At 69.8% G+C, this 15,901-nt stretch carries 14 protein-coding genes and 1 pseudogene; 6 read left to right on the top strand and 9 right to left on the bottom strand.

Annotated elements, in window-relative coordinates:
- Positions 1 to 2 precede the first annotated feature (2 nt).
- Both ABIB25_RS24705 and ABIB25_RS24700 read right to left on the bottom strand, forming a co-directional pair.
- Complete coding sequence (locus ABIB25_RS24705) at positions 3 to 1,301, bottom strand: hypothetical protein (RefSeq protein ID WP_354531190.1); 1,299 nt, start codon at positions 1,299 to 1,301, stop codon at positions 3 to 5.
- A gap of 235 nt (positions 1,302 to 1,536) precedes the next feature.
- A complete protein-coding gene (locus ABIB25_RS24700; RefSeq protein ID WP_354531189.1) occupies positions 1,537 to 2,526 on the bottom strand; it encodes an aldo/keto reductase in 990 nt (329 codons plus the stop codon).
- Positions 2,527 to 2,626: 100 nt separating this feature from the next.
- On the opposite strand from ABIB25_RS24700, the gene ABIB25_RS24695 reads away from it, so the two are divergent.
- The gene (locus tag ABIB25_RS24695; RefSeq protein ID WP_354531188.1) at positions 2,627 to 3,928 is read left to right on the top strand and encodes a UDP-glucose dehydrogenase family protein; all 1,302 of its coding nucleotides are present in this window, start codon (positions 2,627 to 2,629) and stop codon (positions 3,926 to 3,928) included.
- Between the two features lie 27 nt (positions 3,929 to 3,955).
- Here the strand turns inward: ABIB25_RS24695 and ABIB25_RS24690 are convergent, their stop codons facing one another.
- The 5 genes from ABIB25_RS24690 to ABIB25_RS24670 form a co-directional block, all read right to left on the bottom strand.
- On the bottom strand, positions 3,956 to 5,590 hold the full coding sequence (locus ABIB25_RS24690; protein ID WP_354531187.1) for a hypothetical protein: 1,635 nt from the start codon (positions 5,588 to 5,590) through the stop codon (positions 3,956 to 3,958).
- A 299-nt stretch (positions 5,591 to 5,889) separates the two neighbouring features.
- Positions 5,890 to 7,224, bottom strand: coding sequence for a class I SAM-dependent methyltransferase (locus ABIB25_RS24685; protein WP_354531186.1), 1,335 nt, complete (start codon positions 7,222 to 7,224; stop codon positions 5,890 to 5,892).
- Between the two features lie 157 nt (positions 7,225 to 7,381).
- On the bottom strand, positions 7,382 to 7,684 hold the full coding sequence (locus ABIB25_RS24680) for a ketopantoate reductase C-terminal domain-containing protein (protein ID WP_354531185.1): 303 nt from the start codon (positions 7,682 to 7,684) through the stop codon (positions 7,382 to 7,384).
- Between the two features lie 79 nt (positions 7,685 to 7,763).
- Complete coding sequence (locus ABIB25_RS24675) at positions 7,764 to 7,949, bottom strand: 2-dehydropantoate 2-reductase N-terminal domain-containing protein (protein ID WP_354531184.1); 186 nt, start codon at positions 7,947 to 7,949, stop codon at positions 7,764 to 7,766.
- Positions 7,946 to 8,413: a tRNA (cytidine(34)-2'-O)-methyltransferase gene (locus ABIB25_RS24670; RefSeq protein ID WP_354531183.1), complete on the bottom strand. Its 468-nt coding sequence runs from the start codon at positions 8,411 to 8,413 to the stop codon at positions 7,946 to 7,948. Before ABIB25_RS24670 ends, ABIB25_RS24675 begins: the two co-directional genes overlap by 4 nt.
- Before the next feature lie 59 nt (positions 8,414 to 8,472).
- Here ABIB25_RS24670 and ABIB25_RS24665 point away from each other — a divergent pair, with 59 nt between their 5' ends.
- Together ABIB25_RS24665 and ABIB25_RS24660 are read left to right on the top strand one after the other, a co-directional pair.
- Entirely contained in the window at positions 8,473 to 9,159 is a 687-nt protein-coding gene (locus ABIB25_RS24665) for an NAD(P)H-binding protein (protein ID WP_354531182.1), read from the top strand.
- A gap of 408 nt (positions 9,160 to 9,567) precedes the next feature.
- A complete protein-coding gene (locus ABIB25_RS24660; RefSeq protein WP_354531245.1) occupies positions 9,568 to 11,004 on the top strand; it encodes an SDR family NAD(P)-dependent oxidoreductase in 1,437 nt (478 codons plus the stop codon).
- Positions 11,005 to 11,135: 131 nt separating this feature from the next.
- Here ABIB25_RS24660 and ABIB25_RS24655 read toward each other — a convergent pair whose 3' ends face one another.
- On the bottom strand, positions 11,136 to 11,708 hold the full coding sequence (locus tag ABIB25_RS24655; RefSeq protein ID WP_354531181.1) for a GNAT family N-acetyltransferase: 573 nt from the start codon (positions 11,706 to 11,708) through the stop codon (positions 11,136 to 11,138).
- A 358-nt stretch (positions 11,709 to 12,066) separates the two neighbouring features.
- Here ABIB25_RS24655 and ABIB25_RS24650 point away from each other — a divergent pair, with 358 nt between their 5' ends.
- The 3 genes from ABIB25_RS24650 (at position 12,067) to ABIB25_RS24640 (ending at position 14,772) form a co-directional block, all read left to right on the top strand.
- Positions 12,067 to 12,957 (top strand): Fpg/Nei family DNA glycosylase, encoded by an 891-nt coding sequence (locus tag ABIB25_RS24650; RefSeq protein ID WP_354531180.1) that lies wholly within the window; start codon positions 12,067 to 12,069, stop codon positions 12,955 to 12,957.
- A 37-nt stretch (positions 12,958 to 12,994) separates the two neighbouring features.
- Positions 12,995 to 13,327, top strand: a complete 333-nt coding sequence (locus ABIB25_RS24645) for a rhodanese-like domain-containing protein (protein ID WP_354531179.1) — start codon at positions 12,995 to 12,997, stop codon at positions 13,325 to 13,327.
- Between the two features lie 215 nt (positions 13,328 to 13,542).
- Complete coding sequence (locus ABIB25_RS24640; protein WP_354531178.1) at positions 13,543 to 14,772, top strand: DUF4328 domain-containing protein; 1,230 nt, start codon at positions 13,543 to 13,545, stop codon at positions 14,770 to 14,772.
- Positions 14,773 to 14,792: 20 nt separating this feature from the next.
- On the opposite strand, the pseudogene ABIB25_RS24635 reads toward ABIB25_RS24640, so the two are convergent.
- A pseudogene (locus tag ABIB25_RS24635) lies at positions 14,793 to 15,767 on the bottom strand (SDR family NAD(P)-dependent oxidoreductase); the annotation flags it as partial.
- Positions 15,768 to 15,901: the final 134 nt, after the last annotated feature.

Raw genomic sequence — 15,901 nt, 5'->3', positions numbered from 1 at the left:
CGTCAGGCGGAGAACTGCACGTGCTGGTGGTTGCAGGCGTCGGCGAAGAACTGGATCCCGGGGCGGGGCCGCGCGGATGACTGACCGGCGCAGTTGCGCTGGCCGATCCCCGAACCGGTGGGCAGGATCGTCGAGATGTAGTTGACGAAGAGCCGGTCCATCTCGAGGTTGTTCGGCCCGGAGATGCCGCCGAAGCTGGTGCTGGCTCCGGTGGTCAGACTGGTGGCGGTGGCCAGATCGGTGGCTCGGCCCTTCGGGTGCTGGGCGCCGTCGCAGCCGTGACCGGTGATGATGTTGTTGATCTTGATCTTGTAGTTCGCGGTCAGCTGGACCAGGAACCGGACCAGCCGGATGTCGACGCGGACTGTCCGCCCGCACGAGTCGCCGTTGGTGATGGTCTGGTTCCGGCTGGTGGCGAGCAGGTCGCTGTAGGCACCCGGCAGACCGGTCACCTTCCCGCCCCACATCCCGATCAGCTGCGCGGCGAGCTGCGCCGCGGTCTGCACCTTGGGCGTGTTGGTCTGCCAGACCAGCGCCCCCTTCGCGGTCCGCAGCTCGAGGTTGCCGGTCGACTGGACGGCCAGACGGGCACCGGCACCGGCGCCGCCGGTGTGCCAGAGCGGCCGTCGGTCGGCGCCGTAGACGACCAGGTTGCCGTCGCCCTGCACCTGGACGAAGCCGCCCGGATGACCGTAGGTCCGTGAGTTCCAGATCGCCGCCCCGCCGCGACGCAGCACCAGATTGCCGTCCGACTGCATGGTGAGGGCCTCGCCGCCGCGGCCCGTCAGGAACTGCCTGCCGTACATCGCGTTGCCGGCGTCCAGTTCGGCCGCCTTGGTGTTCAGGTTCCAGAGCACGCGTCCGCCGGGCACCCGAACGGTCAGATTCCCGTCGTTGCCAACCAGGAGCATGTTCGACCGTCCGCTGGTGCGCGTCGACCAGAGTTGCCGCCGGGCCGGACTGAAGACGCCGACGTTGCCGTTCGCGTCCATCTGCAGGTAGTTGCCCCGACCGGCCGTTTTCGAGTACCACATGACGTGGCCGCCGGCCACCAGCACCAGGTTTCCGTCGAGCTGCATCCGCAGGCTGACGAACCTGTTCGGCGAGGTCAGCCGGCCACCGGGGTCCACTTTCTGACCGGCGAACAGGACGATCGGGGACTGGGCGGCAGCGCGCACAGCCGTCACCCCGGAGGTCGAGGCAGAGGCCGACACACCGCCGACCGTCATCAGCAGGGCAGCCAGGACGGCGACGACCTTCCGGCTCCAGCGATTTCTCGGTGTCCCGCGATGTCGAGCCATGTGGTCCCCTCCAGGTCAGCCGCGACACAGACACTGGATCCATCGGCAGCGGATCCACAGCGTGTCGCGGCGAAAGTCGAAGGCTACGCGAGGAAGATGACCTCGCTCGCCGTCCGGACCGCGCACAGGCCGTCAGCGACCTACTACTCAGCGACACTCGAGTGGCATCTGAGCGGTCCCCGAGTGGCTTCTCAGTGGTACGCCGAGCAGCTCTTCAGCGGTACCGAGTGGCTCCTCAGCGGTACCCGAGTGGCACCGGCGGGGTGAAGATGGCGTCGATCTCGTCCAGCTCCACCTGGTCAGGAGCCCACCGCACCGCAGCCGCGGCATTGGCCGTGATCTGGGCGGCGGAAGTGGCGCCGGCGATTACCGAGGCCACCGCCGGGCGGGACAGCAACCATCCGAAGGCGACCTCGACCATGGTCAAATCCCTTGCAGCGGCGAAAGTCTCGAGCCTCTCGAGGGACTCCCACGGCGCCGACTGCAGCAGGGCCGGCTTGAGGTCCGTGAGTCGGGTGCCCGCCGGCGGCGCCTGACGACGGCTGAACTTCCCGGTCAGCAACCCGTTGGCCAGCGGGAAGAACGGCAGCACCCCGACCCCGAAGTGGTCGGCCGCCGGGATCAGCTCCGCCTCGATGTCGCGGTGCAGCAGCGAGTACTCGTTCTGGGCGGAGATGAACGGGATCGTGCCGGCTTCGCGGGCCAGCCAGGCGGCGTCGGCCAGTTGCCAGCCGGTGAAGTTCGAGTGGCCGATGTAGCGCACCTTTCCTGCCCTGACCAGGTCGTCCAGCGCGGACAGCGTTTCGGCGACCGGCGTCAGCGGATCCGGTTCGTGCAGCTGGTACAGGTCGATCCAGTCGGTCCGCAGTCGGCGCAAGGAGCCCTCGACCGCCTGACGGACGTACCGGCGCGACCCCCGGGCGCCGTCGTCACGGCCATTCGCGCCTTTCGCGTTCATCCCGAACTTCGTGGCCAGTACCACCTGGTCGCGCCGGTCGCCGAGGACCTCGCCGAGCATCTCCTCGCTCAGACCCGGCCGGGCGCCGTAGATGTCGGCGACGTCGAAGAGGGTGACGCCGGCCTCCAGCGCGGCATCGACGACAGCTCGGCTGCCGCTGACGTCGGCGGTGGCGGTGCCGGCCCGACCGAGGTTGTTGCAGCCGAGGCCGGTGGTGGAAACAGCGAGACCCGAGGTGCCAAGGCGTCGTGAGAAGGGGATCGACATGGGCTCTAGCGTACGATCCATTTTTGCTGTCAACCCCGTTCGGCATGGCTCCGGCGGGCTGACCAACCCCACGGACCACCGGAGAAAAGAAGGAGCATCCATGGCGGACGGCCGCATCGCAGTGATCGGCAGCGGCTACGTCGGGCTCACCTCGGGCGCCTGTCTGGCCAGTCTCGGTCACGATGTGGTCTGCGGGGACAGCGACGCCACCAAGGTCGCGGCGCTGAGTCGCGGGGAGGTGCCGATCCTGGAGCCGGGGCTCGACGAGATGGTCGCAAAGGGCATCGCCTCCGGCAGACTCACGTTCGTCCATGGCGCAACGGCGGCGGCGAAGGGTTCCAGGTACATCTTCCTGTGCCTCCCGACCCCTGACGGCGGTGACGGCCGCGCCGATCTGCGCATCGTCCACAACGTGGTCGCCGAGATCGGCCCGGTGCTGGATCCCGGAGCCATCCTGGTCACCAAGTCCACCGTGCCGGTCGGCACCGCCCACGACATCACCGCGACCGTCGCCCGGCCTGACATCGCCGTCGTGTCGAATCCGGAATTCCTGCAGGAGGGCACTGCGGTCCGCAACTTCATGAACCCGGACCGCATCGTGGTCGGTTCCACCGACCGCGTCGCCGCCGAGGCGGTCGCCGAGCTGTACGCGGCCTTCGGGGCGCCCTCGGTGGTCACCTCTCCCGAGTCGTCGGAGCTCATCAAGTACGCCTCCAACGCCTTCCTGGCGATGAAGCTCTCCTTCATCAATTCCATCGGCGCGCTGGCCGAGACGGTCGGCGCCGACGTGGCCGAGATCGCCAATGGCATGGGGTTCGACGAGCGGATCGGGCCGAAGTTCCTGCGCACCGGCCCGGGCTGGGGTGGGTCCTGTTTCCCCAAGGACACCAGGGCACTAGCCACCATCGCGGCCGATCACCACGTCCAGTTCCCGCTGCTGGAAGCGACGACGGTCTCCAACGACCAGGCGCAGGACCGGGTGGCCGACAAGGTGCGGGCCGCGGCCGGTGGCTCGCTCGACGGTGTCGTCGTCGCGTTGTGGGGCCTGACGTTCAAGGCCGGCACCGACGATCTCCGTGACTCACCCGCTCTCGCGGTGGCCGGCCGGCTCGCCGCCGAGGGTGCGGTACTCCGCGGCTACGACCCGGCGATCTCCGTCGATGTGAAGGCCGGCAAGGACCGACCGGACGTGACGGTCGTGCCCGACGCCTATTCTGCCGTGGCCGGAGCAGAGGTGCTGGTCGTGCTCACCGAATGGCCGATCTTCTCCGAGCTCGATCTGGTCAAGACGGCCGAGGGCATGACGGGCCGGACCATCGTGGACGGCCGCGGGATGATCGATCCGGCCGCGGCGGCCGCTGCCGGGTTCCGACTGGTGCCGCTGGGTCGCCCGGCCCACTGAGACACGCCGACTGCCGCGGGCAGGACCTCAGGGGCAGACGATGGTGATCGCGGTGGGAAGCACGCCACCGACCACCGGGACGCTTGGAACCGAGATCGACAGGCAGCTTGCCGCAGTCGTTTCCGGATCGGTCGTCGGCACGTCGGGCGTGGTGGTGCCCATGGTCGACGTCTGGGGTTCGGTGGTCGCAGGCTCCGTCATCACCGTTGCCGGTGCACTCGTCGGGCGGATGGTCGTGGTTCGGCTGGTTGTACCGGGCCCACCCACCGGAGCGCCAGGGGATGACGAGGAGCTGCCCGAACCGCCCGAACCGCCCGAACCGCCCGGCTGACCCGAACCGCCCGGCTGATTGGATCCGCCGCCGGTGTTGCCACCGCCGCCCGGCGACCCCACGGGCGGCGCCGTGGTGGCGGTCGTCCTCGTCGTGCGCCCGGCGCTGGTCGGACCGGACGGTGCGAGCGGGCCGACCGGGTCGGCGTGCCCGGTGGGGACGGAGCCGACCCTGGACGACGGTGTGGTGAGCAGGACCCAACCGGTCAACTTCGACGTCCCGACGACCACCGTCGCGGTGTCGTCGTTTCCCGGGGCGGTCCCCGTCGAGCCGTTGCTCGGCGCACCGGTGGACGGCGAACGGGTCGAGGCTGAGGTGCCCGTCGAGACCGTGGAACCGGCTGAACTCTTGGAGGTCCCGGCGATGTCGAGCCGCGTGCTGGAGGCCGTCTGCTCCGGGGATCCCGTGGTGACAGCACCGGAGATCGTCGAGACGGTGGGAGAAGTCTGCGTGGTGTTGACCAGATTGACCACGGGCAGCTGCTGGACGGACCCGTCGGCGCCGGTGACGAGCGCGACCAGACGCCCCCCGACCGTGCTCGTGGGAGCGGTGACCGTGACCTGGGTGACCTCGCCGTCCGCTCCGGTGATCTGCACCAACGCGACCTGCGACGCAGGACCGACATCAGCGGTGGCCGGACTGGTGCCCAGGCGTCCGCCGACGGTGATCGCGACGATCGCGACCACGGCGGCGGCGACGCCACCGGCCAGCAGCAGCGCCTTGCGCTGAGTGCGACGCCGTGGCAGGGCGGACGGGGTCGACTGCGATGCCACCTGGGACGAGTCCGATTCTGACGCGTCCCGGTGTGACGACTCGGCCAGGATCGCCTCGCGAGCGACCTTCATGGGGTAGTCGGGCCCACCCGCTCCGGCTTCGGCTGCCGCGGGGGCAGCTGCCGTGGCGGGGGCACCGGCTGCACCAACGACGGGGGTATTCAGTGTCGTCACGACGGGTGCGGTGACTCTCGCGGACTGCGCCGCCAGACTCATCCCGCGGGTGACGATGGTCGAATTCAGGCCACGGGGAAGGGCGCCATCGGCCTCTGAGACCTTTGCACGCCACCGGGCGCGCTGGGCCGCCCTGGCCGGTGATACCGGGATCGGGTGTGACCTGGAGGTCGGCTCGGCGGGGTCGGGAGCCTCGTCAGCGGCGGGGAGTTCGGCGGCGACGGGAAGTTCGGCCGCGGCGGGAGCATCGTCAACAGCGGGCAGTTCGGTCGCGGCACTCGCGTCAGCCGTGGTGGTGGCCGTGACACCCATTGCTTCGTCCAGCAGACGCTGCAATTCCGCAGACCGGCCGGAGTGCCGGTCGCGCTCGTCGTTCGTCGTCATTCCAACCTCCTGTCGGACATTCCGGCGGCCATGCGGTCCCCCCGATCAGGGTGCACCAGGTGGTTCGATAGCAAACCGACGGTGATGGGCCCTCAGCCTTCAATCGGGCAAAAATCACCCGTTCGGACGGGTTCAGGGCGAATGGCCCATCCATCTCAACACGGAACGCCACAGCATACCCAGCGCAGCGGGCAGAACGCGACAGGACAAAGGCTGCCCAGGAACCATGAGCGCCTGGCTGTCGCCGCCTCGAGACCGGTGGATACCTTGCCGCCGATCGATCCGGTGGGCAGCAATGCCTACGGTCGACCGATGCCCAGCTGCCAGTCGTCGAGGTACTCCGCGGCGAATCCGGCCTGCGAGTAGGCGAGGTAGAAGTTCCACATCCGGATGAAGGTGTCGTCGAAGCCGAGCTCGGCGATCTTCGGAAGCTCCGCGTTGAAGCGGTGACGCCACTGCTCGAGGGTCGGGACGTAGGACAGCCCGAGCCGGCGACTCTCCTGCACCCGGAGGGACGTGCCGGCGGCCAGCACCTCGTCGATGGCCGTCAGCGACGGGAGGATGCCACCCGGGAACACATACTTGTGCACCCAGGTGTAGCCGTTGCGGGTCTCCAGCAGTCGATCGTGCGCGATGGTGATCGCCTGCAGTCCGAGGCGTCCGCCCGGGACCAGCATCCGGTCGATCGACCCGAAGTAGTCGGGCCAGTACTTCTCGCCGACCGCCTCGATCATCTCGACGCTGACCACCGCGTCGTACTTCCCGACGTGGGTCGCGGCATGCGCACGGTAGTCCTCGAGTCGCACCTCGATGAGGTGTGCGAGGCCGGCCGCCTTGATGCGCTGGTCGGCGAGAGCCTTCTGCTCCTCGGACAGGGTGAGGGTGGTGACCCGCACCCCGCGCTCGGACGCCGCGCGGATGGCCAGCGCACCCCAGCCGGAGCCGATCTCCAGGATGTGGGTGTCCGGCCGGACCCGGGCCAGATCCAGGATCCCGTCGATCTTCCGCAGCTGGGCCTTCTCCAGGTCGGTGGCGTGATCGTCACCGAACTCGTACCAGGCAGACGAATACGTCATCGTCTCGTCGAGGAACGTCCTGAACAGATCATTGGACAGGTCGTAGTGCCGGTGGATGTTCTCCTTCGACCCGGTGAGGGTGTTCTCTTCCTCCTTCGGCGGCCTGGTCTGCCAGGCCCTGCGCAACTTCTGCGCGGAACCGGGGATCAGGACGGACATCCGCTTCGCCATGACGGTCAGCACGGCGGCCAGTTCGTCGGTCGCGGCGTTGAGCTCGGCGGCGTCGAACTTGGCGGCCGGACGGGACGAACCCCAACCGCCGGTGGTGATGTCGCCGGTCATCCACGCCTCGCCGAAACCGATCAGGCCCTCCGTGCCGAGGCGACGGAAGAATGACGCCGGGTTGACGACCTGCAGCACGGGCCCGCCGGCGCCCCAGGTGCGACCGTCCGGGAACTGCAGCGTGATCGGCAGCTTCTTGACGGCGGCCTTGGTCAGCCGCTTGGCGATGGCTCCGTGGATCGGTGAGTTGGACACGTCGAACAGCCCCGGCCAGACGCCGGCCGACGGCTGCGGTGTCACCCTGGTACGGGTCTTGGCGGGTGCGAGCAACGACATGGGAAGGACTCCTTCTTCCGCGGCGCACCGGGGGGCGCTCGTGGGGTCAACCAATGGTTCCGGCAACAGATTCTGCCAAGTAATTCGGAGACCCCCCGCTGCCGGGTGGGTCGTTGCAGGCACCAGTCCTGGATGCCGCCGTGATCCCCGTCGCTCGTCATGCCGGCCGGCCCGCAGATCGCGGTACGCCGGCCTGTACATCGCGGTACGCCGGCCTGCACATCGCGGTACATCGAGAGGAGCTGAACGCCGATCCCGGGGTGGTCATCCAGGTGGCGATCAACTGCCGGCCGGTCTCGCGCAGCAGGTAGCCGGAGGTGGTTGCGACCGCAGCCGTCTCGGCCGGCAGGGCATCGGCGAAGGCGAGACCACCTGTTGCGGCGACGATGTCGCCCACACTCCCGCGCATGAGGCAGTTGTGAGCGCCGACAGAGGCCAGCATCACCCACTTCTGCCACATCGCCGGCAGGATGCGGTCGACCGGTTTCGCAGTGAAGCCGGCTCCCTGCAGAGCCCGGTCGATGGCGTTGAAATCGTCGTCATCGCGACTGTTCTTCCAGCGTCACGGAAACCACGCACACGCCGCCGAGAACCCGCTCCCGGCCGAACCTCTCGACCAGACGATCGACATGCTGCAGGCCGTTCAGCATCGGCAGGACCAAGGTGTGGTCACCGACTGCCGCGGTGATGTCCGGCATCTGCTGTTCGTCAGGCACGCTGGTCATCGTGCTCCCTGTTCGAACCCGTGCTGCCGCCATGCCTCGTAGACGGCGATCGAGGCCGCATTGGAGAGATTGAGCGAGCGGCGGCCGGCCAGCATCGGGATCCGTAGCTGCGCGGTGATGCGCGAGTCCTCGAGGACCTCGTCCGGCAGCCCGGTGGGTTCCGGTCCGAACATCAACACGTCCGTGTCCCGGTACTCGACGTCCGAGTAGATCTGGGTCGCTTTGGTCGTAAAGGCGAAAACCCTTGCACCAGGCCAGCTGTCGAACGCCGTGTCGAGGTCGGGGTGCACCGTCACCGAGGCCAGGTCGTGGTAGTCGAGACCGGCCCGCCGCAGCTTGGCGTCGGACAGGTCGAACCCGAGCGGCTCGATCAGGTGCAGGTGCGCGCCGGTCGCCGCCGCCGTCCGGATCGCGTTGCCGGTGTTCCCGGGGATGCAGGGTGCGTAGAAAGCCAGATGGAACATGGTGGCCGATGATGCCAGGCGGATAGGGTCGGATCTCCAGTGGGCGCTGGTGGGCATGGATGACAGCGGGGAGAACCGGCGCAGTGAGGGTGGTCATCTTCGGAGCGACCGGCATGGTGGGGCAGTCCGTACTGCGCCAGTGCCTGCTCGACGACCGGATCTCGGCGATCCTGCTGGTCGGCCGATCCCACGCGGACGTGGCCGACCCGAAGGTGACGCAGGTCGTGCACCAGGACTTCCTGGACTTCAGCTCGCTCTCCACCGAGCTGACCGGATTCGACGCGTGCTTCTTCTGCCTCGGTGTCTCGGCCAACGGGATGACGGAGCCCGCCTACCGCCGGGTGACCTACTTCATCACGATGGCCGCCGGCCGCGAGTTGGCCGAACTCAACCCCGACATGCGCTTCCTCTACATCTCCGGAGCGGGCACCGACAGCACCGAGCACGGCCGGCTGATGTGGGCCAGGATCAAGGGAGAGACGGAGAACGCGGTGCTCGCGCTGCCGTTCCACGGGTATGCGCTGCGGCCCGGGTACATCCAGCCGATGCATGGCGTCCGGACCAAGAATCGCCTGTACCGCAACCTGTACCGGTTGACCGGGTGGGTCTACCCGGTGCTCACCAGGGTGGCGCCGAAGTACGTCATCGCCAGTGACCAACTCGCCTCGGCGATGATCAACATCGCCGCCGACGGGTCGCCGCTCCGGATACTGGAGAGCGTCGACCTGGTCCGGGCCGCCGGCTGACCGCGGTCGGCTCGGCGCACAGGTCCGGTGGCTGGGGCCCGTGCTCGCGTAGCTCCCTGACAGCAGGTAACGCGTTCGGCGCGCGCCGGGTGAGTTCCGGGATCGAGCGGAGAGCGTAATGCCGCCCCGAGTCCGAGTTGCCGGAATTATGCTCCCCGCAACTCGGGGTTCGGGGGAGTGTCGGGCGCGCGGCCCCGATGCGGCACGTGCTGGTCCGGAGCACGCCCGTCAGCTGCCTATCGTTGACGGGTGACCGACCCAGTTCCCGCCCCTGACGCACGCGGCGCGGCTGCGACCGACCCCGGCCCGGGTAACCACGCGCCCGGCCCCGACCCGCGCCGGACCAACCACGCGCCCAGCGCCGACCCGGCCCTAGACGTCGGCCGGGGCGCCGACCCAGCCACCCCCATCGATCCGGCGGAGCTGGCACTGGCCCTGCGGGTCATCGCGCAGACAGAAACGCTGCCCCCCGAGCACCCCGACGCGGTGGCCGTCCGGCGGGCGACGGCGCGGATCTTCAAGGGCGTCAAGAACGCGCGCCGGGCCGAACGGCGGGACGCCATCTCGGCGCTGGACAAGGCGGTGGTGGCCGCGACCGCCACCGGTTCACCGGGGCGCATCGACGACGAGACCGAGGGCGTCCCGCTGGTCTCGGCCACCGCCGGCGCGCTGGCCGGCGTCTTCGTCCGGCCGCGTCCCTGCTACATCTGCAAGAAGGACTACACGCACGTCGACGCGTTCTACCACCAGCTCTGCCCGGACTGCGCGGCCGAGAACCGGTCCCACCGCGCTGCCCGGACCGACCTGACCGGCCGCCGCGCCCTGCTCACCGGCGGCCGCGCCAAGATCGGCATGTACATCGCGCTGCGGCTGCTGCGTGACGGCGCGCACACCACGATCACCACCCGCTTCCCCAACGACGCAGTCCGCCGCTTCGCCGGGATGGCCGACAGCGCCGACTGGCTGCACCGCCTCCGCGTGGTCGGCATCGACCTGCGAGACCCCGCCCAGGTGGTGGCCCTCGCCGACTCGGTGGCCGCAGCCGGGCCGCTGGACATCCTGATCAACAACGCCGCTCAGACCGTCCGGCGCAGTCCCGGCGCATATGCGCCGTTGGCCGCCGCCGAATCCGAGCCGCTGCCGGACGGCCCGCTGCCCGACCTCCTGACGTTCGACCACATCTCCGACGCGCATCCGTTGGCGCTGGCCGGCAGCCTGTCCTCGCATCCGCTGCCGCACCTGCCCGAGGGGCTCCGCGGCGGTGAGCTGTCCCGGCTCGCCCTGGTGGCCAGGTCCGCCTCGTCGGAACTCGTCGAGCTCGGCCGGGCCATCGACGCCGGCGGGTTGGTGCCAGACCTGCACACCGTCAACAGCTGGACCCAACGGGTTGACGAGGTCGATGCGCTGGAGATGCTCGAGGTGCAGCTGTGCAACATGACAGCGCCGTTCCTGCTGGTCAGCCGGTTGCGGGGGGCGATGGCGGCCAGCTCGGCGCGGCGGAAGTACATCGTCAACGTCTCCGCGATGGAGGGCGTCTTCAGTCGCGGGTACAAAGGCGCCGGGCACCCGCACACCAACATGGCCAAGGCCGCCCTGAACATGCTGACGCGCACCAGCGCGGGCGAAATGCTCAGCGACGGCATCCTGATGACGGCCGTCGACACCGGCTGGATCACCGACGAGCGGCCGCACTACACGAAGGTGCGGCTGGCGGAGGAGGGCTTCCACGCCCCGCTCGACCTGGTCGACGGCGCCGCCCGCGTCTACGACCCGATCGTCCAGGGCGAGGCCGGGACCGACCTCTACGGATGCTTCCTCAAGGACTACCGCCCCGCCGATTGGTAACCGCGGCTCCCAGGTCACACCGTCTGCGGCGTTGTCGTCCTCGCCGTTCTCGACCCCGGCCGCACACCCCTCGGCGGCATCGGCTGCGTTCTTCGCCTTGCATCCGGTGCACCTGGAAGCCGCGAGACCCATTACACGGCGTCGGGAATGTCCGGACGTTCGTCGTCGCGGAGTAGGCCCGCGATCCAGATGTCGTGCTGGGTGCCGCGCTGGTGTCCCCGTCCGCGCAGGGTGCCCTCGAAGCGGAACCCGCAGCGCTCGGCGACCCGACGTGAGCCGTCGTTCCCGACGTAGGCCTGCCACTCCACCCGGTTGAAATCCAGCTCGTCGAAGGCCCAGTCGCAGATCAGGCGGGTCGCAGCGGTCGCTACGCCGCGACCCCGCGCGGTCGGAGCCACCCAGTAGCCAACCTCGACCACACCGTCCTCCGGCAGTCCGACGAACCCGATCGACCCGACCAGATCGGTCTCGGAGCGGTTCTGGATCGCGAAGGACGCCAGCCCGTGCACCCAGCGCAGCGCGCAGGCATCGAGGAACATTTCGGCGTGTTCGGGCAGGTAGGGGCTGGGCAGAGTGGTCCAGCGCTGGATCTCCGGGTCCTGGCAGGCCTCGAGCAGATCGTCCAGGTCCTCGGGCAGCCAGGTTCGCAGGACGACGCCACGACCGCGTAGCACCGTCGACTCGTCCAATTCGAGTTCCCGCACCGAGACGACAATGCCAGGTCCATCCGAGCCGGTCGATCCCTCCGTCCCCGCGCAGGGTCGGGGAGCGTCTCCGCCGGGTCAGGCGGCGTCTTGGCAAGGTCAGCCGGGTCCTGGCGGCGTCTTGGCAAGGTCAGCCGGGTCCTGGCGGCGTCTTGGCAAGGTCAGCCGGGTCCTGGCAGCGTCTTGGCAAGGTCAGCCGGGTCCTGGCAGCGTCCGCGGGCCATGCCCAGTAGGGGCAGACCTTGCCAGGTCGGCAAACCTGTGGTCGCCGGGGGCGGGCGACCAAGCGGCGGCCGTCGCAGCTGGTTGCTGATGGGCCCGAGCCGTGATGTCGGTGACCCCTGGCACACTGACCCTCATGCCCGAGCTACCCGAGGTCAGCGCACTCGCCGGGTTCGTCGCGGAGCATGCCGGCGGCCAGCACATCGTCGGCGTCACGGTCGCGTCGCTTAACGTGCTGACCACGTACGACCCACCGGCCTCCGCTCTCGTCGGCCGGGTGCTGGTGGCGGGCGGGAGGTATGGCAAGTTCCTCGATCTGGTCACCGTCCCCGACGGCGAGCCCGACGGTCAGCCGCTGCATCTGACGGTGCACCTGGCCCGCGCCGGCTGGTTGCGCTGGTCGGACAAGATCTCAGCGGTGCCGCCGAAGATGGGCGGGCCGATCGCATTGAGGGTCCGGTTCGAAGGTGGTGGCGGGTTCGACGTCACCGAGGCCGGCACCAAGAAGTCGGTGGCCGCGGCGATCGTCACGGATCCGAGTCAGGTACCGGGCATCGCCCGGCTGGGCCCGGATGCGATGGGTGACGACGGCACCGGCCTGACGCTCGATGCCCTGAAATCGGCACTCGCCGGTCGCACCGGGCGGATCAAGAACGTGCTCACGGACCAGACCGTGCTGGCCGGCATCGGCAACGCCTACTCGGACGAGATCCTGCACACTGCAAAGATTTCGCCGTTTGCGACGGCCGGCAAACTCGACGGTGCGGTGCTGGAGTCCCTGCACTCAGCGATCGTCTCGGTGCTCTCCGGAGCCATCGCCCGGACCGTCGGGGCCGGCGCTGCGCGACTGAAGGGGGAGAAGCGGACAGGTCTGCGCGTCCACGCCCGGACCGGACTGCCGTGCCCGGTCTGCGGCGGGACGGTGGCCGAGGTGTCGTTCGCCGATCGGTCGTTCCAGTACTGCCCGACGTGCCAGACCGGCGGCAAACTACTCGCCGACCGACGCATGTCGAGGTTGATCAAGTAACTCACTCCCGGTCGGTCCGGTCGGCGGCAGTGCAAGGATGGAGGACGTGAGCGCCCAGGAGATCACCATCAGCGAACTGCCCGCCGAGCGAGTGCTGCTCGACGTCCGGGAGAACGACGAATGGGAGGCGGGCCACGCGCCCGACGCCGTCCACGTCCCGATGACCGAGTTGGCCGAGCGGCTGGCCGACGTACCCGAGGCCGAGCCGCTGTATGTGATCTGTCGTTCCGGCGGTCGTTCCGAGCGAGTCACCCAATACCTGAATGCCAACGGCTGGGAGGCTGTGAACGTCGCGGGCGGCATGTCGGTCTGGGCCGGTCTCGGTCTGCCGCTGGTCTCCGAGTCCGGCGTCGCCCCCGAAGTGATCTGAGCGGGTCGGTCAGTGGTGCGCACGTGAGCACGCCGCCCTGGACACCCGGCTGGCCGCCGACTCCGGCGCCATCCCCGGCTGGTCAGTTCCGGCCCAGGCAGGTCCCGCCGGCCCAGTTCCCGCCGGGCCAGTTCCCGCCGGCCCAGTTTCCCGACGGCCAGCAGGGGCTGCGGTGCGTGCGGTGCGCGCGGACTCAACCCCCTCTGCCTCGCGGTGTGCGTACCTGCGTGTACTGCTCGGCCGCCCTGCCGGTCCAGCGGTGGCGGGCGCAGGTGCCGCCGGGCGTGTCGGTCACCGCTCCGCCGCGGCCGGGGCGTCGCCGGACCTACTACGGTCCGCCGTCCTATCGCGGGCAGCACCCGCGGTGGGGGTTTCCACCCGTCGTCTGGCGAGGTGTCACCGCCTCCGAGCCGCCTGACACCACTCCGCCGCTGACGCTCCTGCGGATGGGGGCGGTGGTTGCGGCATTGACCGCGCTGGCGGCGGTCGCCGCGGCCGGCGGCGAGATCTGGCGGTACACCCTGCTCCTGCGCGGCCGGACCGAGTTCCTGTCCGGTCCGGTGGTGTCCGCCTCCGATCGGCTGGTCACGACGGCGTCGGCGGCCGCCGCAGTTCTCGCCGTCATCACTGCGGCCGTTGTCGTGCCGGTGCTCGTCCGCCTGCACGGCGTTGCTGCGCGTCGAGTCGGTCTGGTTCCCGCCCGCACGGCCCCGTCGGTACTGGCCAGACTGGTGGTCCCCGGCTGGAACGTGCTCGGCCTCGGTGTGGTGCTGGCCGAGATCGACGGCCCACTGACCGATCCGGTGGCGGGTGCCTTACCGCCCGCGGTGGTCCGGCCGAAGATGTCCAAGCTTTCGACGGCCCTCTGGGTGATGTGGATCGTCGACTCCGTCCTGGTGTTGGTCACGCTGGCCAAGGCTTTCGGCCGCAGCGATCAATCGATGGCCGACACCGTCGAGCTGCACGTCGTCGTCGATCTGGTGGGCGTGGTGGTCGCAGTGCTGCTGGCCCTCGTGCTGGCCCGTTTCCGCCGCCTGCTGCGTCCGCCGGGCGGCCGCTATCCCGGCTGGCGCGTGCGCCCACCTGCTCCCACTCGGGCGAATACCCCCAGTCACACCACGGCGCTCGACGCGGCTGTGCCCGAAGCAGGCCCGTCGGCTCCGGCGGAAGCTGGCCCGCCCGCTTCGGCGGAAGCTGGCCCGTCGGCTCCGGCGGAAGCTGGCCCGCCGGCTCCGGCGGAAGCTGGCCCGTCGGCTCCGGCGGAAGCTGGCCCGTCGGCTCCGGCGGAACCGGAGCCGGCTCAGCTCGCGATGTTGAACGTGGCCCCGGTGAGGGCGGAGGCCGGACCGGTCGCCAGCCAGGCCACGGTCTCGGCCAAGGCCTCCGGGGACCAGCCCGACGCTGCGGCCGCTCCGGAGCCGACCACCATCACCCCGACTCCGTAGGGAGCCAGTTCCAGCGCAAGGGCCGAGCCCAGCGCGGCGACGGCCTGTTCGGTGGCAATGGTGACGGAGCCCCGACCGCCGGTGAATGGCCGTCCCCGCGCGGCAAGCAGGATGATCCGACCGCCTTGTCCCCGCGCGATGAAAGCTGCTGCTGCAGCGTGTGCGGTCGTGGCTGCACCCAACACGTCGACCGTCAGGGTCCCGGTCCAGGCATCGGCCCACTCGGACAGGGTGCTGTCGATGATCGACGCATGACGGATGGTGTCGCCGGCCGACGCCGCGTTGATCACGACGTCGAGACCGTCGAAACTGGCATCGACGAATCGGACGAGCTCGCCGACCGCATCGGCATCTGCGAGGTCTGCGGACACGCTGAGATGTCCTTCACCGTCGAGGGTTTCGATGAGCTCGTCGGTCTCGGCGGCACGGCTTGCGTGGTGCACCGCCACCCTGGCTCCCTGGGCGGCCAGCGCCCGGACGACCGCGCTTCCGACCGTCCCGCTGCCACCCAGCACCAGCACCCGGCGCGTGTGCGCGTAACCGGAGGTGGGACGCGATTCCGTCGGAGCGGCCGACCGGTCGTCAGCTGCCCCGCCGCCCGGCGTGGTCGACGAGCCGCCCGGTGTGGTCGACGAGCCGCCCGGTGTGGTCGACGCGCCGTCGGGCTGGACGGACAGCAGGTCGGGCTTGCTGGGCCAGGGGATCTGCGGTGGCCGGACGTGCGCGGCTTCGTGGACCTGGGTATGGACAGCGGCCGGAGCGTGGTCGTCGGCGGAGTCGGTTGCGCGGCGCCGATGACGGACCGGCGCCGCTGACGGCTCCGGAGGCACCGGCGGCTCCGGAGGCTCCGGAGGCACCGGCGGTTCAGTGGCAACCGGGGCGTCGTCCCCGGCGTCGGTCGGGACCTCATCGCCGACCGCGGCGTCAACCGCCCCGTGCACCGCGTCGGCCTCGACGGGTTCCGGCACAGCGCCAGCCGGTACGTCAGCCGACATCGAGTCGCCAGGGGCCGGCTCAGCCCCTACCGGTTCAGGCCCTACCGGTTCAGGCCCTACCGGTTCAGGCCCTACCGGTTCAGGCCCTACCGGTTCAGGCCCTACCGGTTCAGGCCCTACCGGTTCAGGCCCTA

The organism is Nakamurella sp. UYEF19, assembly GCF_040546275.1.
Taxonomy (GTDB): Bacteria; Actinomycetota; Actinomycetes; order Mycobacteriales; family Nakamurellaceae; genus Nakamurella.
Note: the sequence above shows the minus strand (reverse complement) of the source record. Positions and strands in the feature narration are given on the sequence as shown.